Source organism: Sphingomonas sp. TF3 (genome assembly GCF_003985085.1).
Classification (GTDB): domain Bacteria; phylum Pseudomonadota; class Alphaproteobacteria; order Sphingomonadales; family Sphingomonadaceae; genus Sphingomonas.
The window spans coordinates 1-5,808 of record NZ_RWKS01000055.1; the positions used below are offsets into that span (position 1 = coordinate 1).

Sequence of the window (5,808 nt, forward strand, 5' to 3'; positions counted from 1 at the left end):
TGGTTGCGGGGACAGGATTTGAACCTGTGACCTTCAGGTTATGAGCCTGACGAGCTACCGGGCTGCTCCACCCCGCGGCAGTTCCGCTTGTGTCGCGGAACGAAAGGGTAGGTGACATGTGAATGGGTTCTTTTGATCTAAGGAGCTTTGCTGCTCACCGGCTTCAATGCCTGGCGACGACCTACTCTTCCATCACTTAAGTGATAGTACCATCGGCGCAGTCAGGTTTCACGGCCGAGTTCGGGATGGGATCGGGTGGGGCACTGACGCTATAGCCACCAAGCAATGGAGCCGGTGAACAGCAAAGGGGTTCTTTGATCTTAAAATCGGTGCACGTTTACGACAATCTGAAGATGGTAGTTGTTAATCAGGCGTTGCATTTGATCATCCGCCATTCCGTGACAGCTGGTTTACCCAGGATTGTCATTGATGGTGGGACTCTCAAGCGCGAATAGAGCAATTAGTATCGGTTAGCTCCACGCGTTACCGCGCTTCTACATCCGATCTATCAACGTCATGGTCTCTGACGGCTCTATGAAATCTTATCTCGAGGGAGGCTTCCCGCTTAGATGCTTTCAGCGGTTATCCCGTCCATACATAGCTACCCTGCTGCGCTCTTGGCAGAACGACAGGTACACCAGAGGTATGTTCAACCCGGTCCTCTCGTACTAGGGTCAACTCCTCTCAAATTTCGACGCCCACGGCAGATAGGGACCAAACTGTCTCGCGACGTTCTGAACCCAGCTCACGTACCACTTTAATTGGCGAACAGCCAAACCCTTGGGACCTGCTCCAGCCCCAGGATGTGATGAGCCGACATCGAGGTGCCAAACAACCCCGTCGATATGAGCTCTTGGGGGTTATCAGCCTGTTATCCCCGGCGTACCTTTTATCCGTTGAGCGATGGCCCTTCCACGAGGGACCACCGGATCACTATGACCGACTTTCGTCTCTGCTCGACTTGTCAGTCTCGCAGTCAGGCGGGCTTATGCCATTGCACTCTAACAGACGGTTTCCAACCGTCCTGAGCCCACCATTGCGCGCCTCCGTTACTCTTTAGGAGGCGACCGCCCCAGTCAAACTACCCGCCACAGAGGGTCCCTGATCCAGTTTCATGGATCGAGGTTAGACATCAGAAAACAACAGGGTGGTATTTCACCTATGGCTCCACGTCAGCTGGCGCCAACGCTTCAAAGCCTCCCACCTATGCTACACAGTTCTTTCCTAATGCCACTCTGAAGCTGCAGTAAAGGTGCACGGGGTCTTTCCGTCTAACCGCGGGAACCCCGCATCTTCACGGGGAATTCAATTTCGCTGAGCATGTCCTGGAGACAGTGGGGAAGTCGTTACGCCATTCGTGCAGGTCGGAACTTACCCGACAAGGAATTTCGCTACCTTAGGACCGTTATAGTTACGGCCGCCGTTTACCTGGGCTTCATTTCAGAGCTTGCACCCCTCCACTTAACCTTCAGGCACCGGGCAGGCGTCAGGCCCTATACGTCGTCTTGAAGCCGACTTAGCAGAGCCCTGTGTTTTTGCTAAACAGTCGCTACCCCCTGGCCTGTGCCCCCTCAAAATGCTTGCGCACAATGAGGGCCTCCTTCTTCCGAAGGTACGGAGGCAATTTGCCGAGTTCCTTCAGGACACTTCTCTCAAGCGCCTTGGTATACTCTACCTGACCACCTGTGTCGGTTTCGGGTACGGTCTATACGGTGGGGCTATTTCCTGGAACCTCTTCGAAGCCCTCCCAATCCAATAAGGGAGAACAACACACGAGATCCGTCACACACCACCAGGCCCACGAATATTAACGTGGTTCCCATCGACTACCCCCTTCGGGCTCGTCTTAGGGGCCGGCTCACCCTGCGCGGATTAGCCTTGCGCAGGAACCCTTGGTCTTTCGGCGAAAGGGCATCTCACCCTTTTTATCGCTACTCATGTCTGCATTCGCACTTCCGATACCTCCACGACCCATTACCAGATCGCTTCACAGGCTTACGGAACGCTCCGCTACCGCGTGGCTTACGCCACACCCTAAGCTTCGGTGCATCACTTTAGCCCCGTTACATCTTCGCCGCAGAACCTCTTATTTAGACCAGTGAGCTGTTACGCTTTCTTTAAAGGATGGCTGCTTCTAAGCCAACCTCCTGGTTGTTTTGGAAGTTCCACATGCTTTCCCACTTAGTGATGACTTGGGGACCTTAGCTGTAGGTCAGGGCTGTTTCCCTTTTGACGACGGACCTTAGCACCCGCCGTCTGTCTCCCGAGTAGTACTCGTAGGTATTCGGAGTTTGGTTAGAGTTGGTAGGTCTCGCGACCCCCGCATCCATCCAGTGCTCTACCCCCTACGGTATTCGCTCGAGGCACTACCTCAATAGTTTTCGCGGAGAACCAGCTATTTCCCGGCTTGATTGGCCTTTCACCCCTAAACACAACTCATCCGGTAACTTTTCAACGTTAATCGGTTCGGACCTCCAGTGCGTGTTACCGCACCTTCATCCTGGTCATGCCTAGATCGCCGGGTTTCGGGTCTAATACATCAAACTCTGGCGCCCTATTCAGACTCGCTTTCGCTGCGCCTACACCTAACGGCTTAAGCTTGCTTGATACATTAAGTCACAGACCCATTATGCAAGAGGTACGCTGTCAGGCCTCAAGGACCCTCCAACTGCTTGTAGGCAATCCGTTTCAGGTACTGTTTCACTCCCCTCATCGGGGTGCTTTTCACCTTTCCCTCACGGTACTAGTTCACTATCGGTCGCATACGAGTATTTAGGCTTAGAGGGTGGTCCCCCTATGTTCAGACAGGATTACACGTGTCCCGCCCTACTCAAGTCCGACAATTTCACTTTCGCATACGGGGCTGTCACCCGCTATGGCCGATCTTTCCAAATCGTTCTGCTAATTCACTTGTCGGCACTGGCCTGGTCCGCGTTCGCTCGCCACTACTAACGGAATCTCGGTTGATGTCTTTTCCTCCAGCTACTGAGATGTTTCAGTTCGCCGGGTTCGCTTCACGAAAGCTATGTATTCACTTAAGTGATACCTAGCCCCATTTAGCTTGGCCGCCCCTGTTACCAGGAACGAACAAGTTAAACGGGATAGGTGGGTTTCCCCATTCGGAAATCTGCGGGTCAAAGGTTGCTCACACCTCACCGCAGCTTATCGCAGCGTGCCACGTCCTTCATCGCCTGTATGCGCCAAGGCATCCACGAATTGCCCTTACCTCACGCTTGAGAGTCCGCACCACCAATGACAATGCTGGGACTGATCATGACGATCAGACCAAAACTCGGCAGAGCAGCAAAGTCACAGTATCTTGGTGCGGATGATTAAAATGCTCAGCCTGATTATTAAAGCGTTGTATCCGCCTCGAACCGCTCCGATCCGGGTAAACCCGAACCAAAACGTTCTCGTCGAACCAACGCCGATATCACGGCATCGATTTTAAGAACCCATTCACAATGTCAAATAAGGCGGGGCGAACCCCGCAATTTCCGCCGAAGCGGAACCGTTTCTCTTCATCTCTGGATATTGGTCGAGCGCGCCTCGCGCGCTTGCGCCCGTCAGTCGCAGCAAAGCTGCGCCTTATGGGCGCGCTTAGCAGCGCTGGCCGTGCTTGTTTGCGTGCGATTTAGCTTCGCTAAATCGTCTCGCAACCTGCGCAGTGGTGGAGCCTATCGGGATCGAACCGATGACCTGATGCTTGCAAAGCAACCGCTCTCCCAGCTGAGCTAAGGCCCCATCTACTTGCACAGCGCATGGTGGGCCTGGGTGGATTCGAACCACCGACCTCACCCTTATCAGGGGTGCGCTCTAACCAACTGAGCTACAGGCCCATGCGCCAGGACTAGCCCCATAAGGGCCGCCACGCGGCAAGAGCCAGCTCAGGCTACCACAGCCGCTAGGCTGTGGATCCAGTGATGAAGGGACATGAGGACGGCGGCCAATGTTCTTTGGAATGGAAGAAGCTCTTCCTCTCACCGAAGCAAAAGGCGCTTTCTGCCGATATCCTTAGAAAGGAGGTGATCCAGCCGCAGGTTCCCCTACGGCTACCTTGTTACGACTTCACCCCAGTCGCTGAACCCACCGTGGTCAGCTGCCTCCTTGCGGTTAGCGCACTGCCTTCGGGTGAATCCAACTCCCATGGTGTGACGGGCGGTGTGTACAAGGCCTGGGAACGTATTCACCGCGGCATGCTGATCCGCGATTACTAGCGATTCCGCCTTCATGCTCTCGAGTTGCAGAGAACAATCCGAACTGAGACGGCTTTTGGAGATTAGCTCACCCTTGCGAGATTGCTGCCCACTGTCACCGCCATTGTAGCACGTGTGTAGCCCAGCGCGTAAGGGCCATGAGGACTTGACGTCATCCCCACCTTCCTCCGGCTTATCACCGGCGGTTTCCTTAGAGTGCCCAACTAAATGATGGCAACTAAGGACGAGGGTTGCGCTCGTTGCGGGACTTAACCCAACATCTCACGACACGAGCTGACGACAGCCATGCAGCACCTGTGTTCCAGTCCCCGAAGGGAAGAGATCGGTCTCCCGAAATCGTCCGGACATGTCAAACGCTGGTAAGGTTCTGCGCGTTGCTTCGAATTAAACCACATGCTCCACCGCTTGTGCAGGCCCCCGTCAATTCATTTGAGTTTTAACCTTGCGGCCGTACTCCCCAGGCGGATAACTTAATGCGTTAGCTGCGCCACCGAAGCTCTAAGAGCCCCGACAGCTAGTTATCATCGTTTACGGCGTGGACTACCAGGGTATCTAATCCTGTTTGCTCCCCACGCTTTCGCACCTCAGCGTCAATACCAGTCCAGTGAGCCGCCTTCGCCACTGGTGTTCTTCCGAATATCTACGAATTTCACCTCTACACTCGGAATTCCACTCACCTCTCCTGGATTCAAGCGATGCAGTCTTAAAGGCAATTCTGGAGTTGAGCTCCAGGCTTTCACCTCTAACTTACAAAGCCGCCTACGTGCGCTTTACGCCCAGTAATTCCGAATAACGCTAGCTCCCTCCGTATTACCGCGGCTGCTGGCACGGAGTTAGCCGGAGCTTATTCTCCCGGTACTGTCATTATCATCCCGGGTAAAAGAGCTTTACAACCCTAAGGCCTTCATCACTCACGCGGCATTGCTGGATCAGGCTTTCGCCCATTGTCCAATATTCCCCACTGCTGCCTCCCGTAGGAGTCTGGGCCGTGTCTCAGTCCCAGTGTGGCTGATCATCCTCTCAGACCAGCTAAGGATCGTCGCCTTGGTGCGCCTTTACCACACCAACTAGCTAATCCTACGCGGGCTCATCCTCAGGCGATAAATCTTTGATCTCGCGATATCATCCGGTATTAGCAGCAATTTCTCGCTGTTATTCCGAACCTGAGGGCAGATTCCCACGCGTTACGCACCCGTGCGCCACTAAGGCCGAAGCCTTCGTTCGACTTGCATGTGTTAGGCATGCCGCCAGCGTTCATTCTGAGCCATGATCAAACTCTCAAGTTTATGACCGACATCATCGCAGTGGAATTCCACGATAAAGCCGGCATCTCTAGGAGCTGCTCTGCACATATTCTTACGTATGGAAACGTGAAGGACATGTATGAACAGCTTAGCTTTAAACGATCAATCGAGCCTAGAGGACCCGAAAAACCGTGAAGCCGCCGCCCACATGTCCCTTCATCTTAAACCAACAATGTCAAAGAGCGCAAAATACCGACGCCTTGCTCAACCCTTTCTTTCAAGGGGCGAGCCGAGCGCCGAAAATTTGGTGACCGTAGAAGCGGACCGTGTGGGCCACCGCTGCGGTG

At 54.0% G+C, this 5,808-nt stretch carries 1 protein-coding gene, 3 tRNA genes and 3 rRNA genes; 1 reads left to right on the forward strand and 6 read right to left on the reverse strand.

Going from position 1 to position 5,808, the window contains the following annotated elements; translation table 11 throughout:
- The 6 genes from EJC47_RS20520 to EJC47_RS20545 form a co-directional block, all read right to left on the reverse strand.
- Window positions 1–77, reverse strand: a tRNA-Met gene (locus tag EJC47_RS20520).
- Window positions 78–168: 91 nt separating this feature from the next.
- Window positions 169–283: ribosomal RNA gene (gene rrf / locus EJC47_RS20525) — 5S ribosomal RNA — on the reverse strand.
- Between the two features lie 157 nt (window positions 284–440).
- Window positions 441–3,236: ribosomal RNA gene (locus EJC47_RS20530) — 23S ribosomal RNA — on the reverse strand.
- 432 nt (window positions 3,237–3,668) lie between these two features.
- Window positions 3,669–3,744: transfer RNA gene (locus tag EJC47_RS20535), tRNA-Ala, on the reverse strand.
- An 18-nt stretch (window positions 3,745–3,762) separates the two neighbouring features.
- Window positions 3,763–3,839, reverse strand: a tRNA-Ile gene (locus EJC47_RS20540).
- Window positions 3,840–4,018: 179 nt separating this feature from the next.
- Window positions 4,019–5,503, reverse strand: a 16S ribosomal RNA gene (locus EJC47_RS20545).
- The 16S, 23S and 5S rRNA genes sit together here with 3 tRNA genes alongside, the layout of an rRNA operon.
- 97 nt (window positions 5,504–5,600) lie before the next feature.
- Here EJC47_RS20545 and EJC47_RS21245 point away from each other — a divergent pair.
- The coding region (locus tag EJC47_RS21245) for a hypothetical protein (RefSeq protein WP_221885202.1) at window positions 5,601–5,808 on the forward strand (208 nt) is incomplete at its 3' end.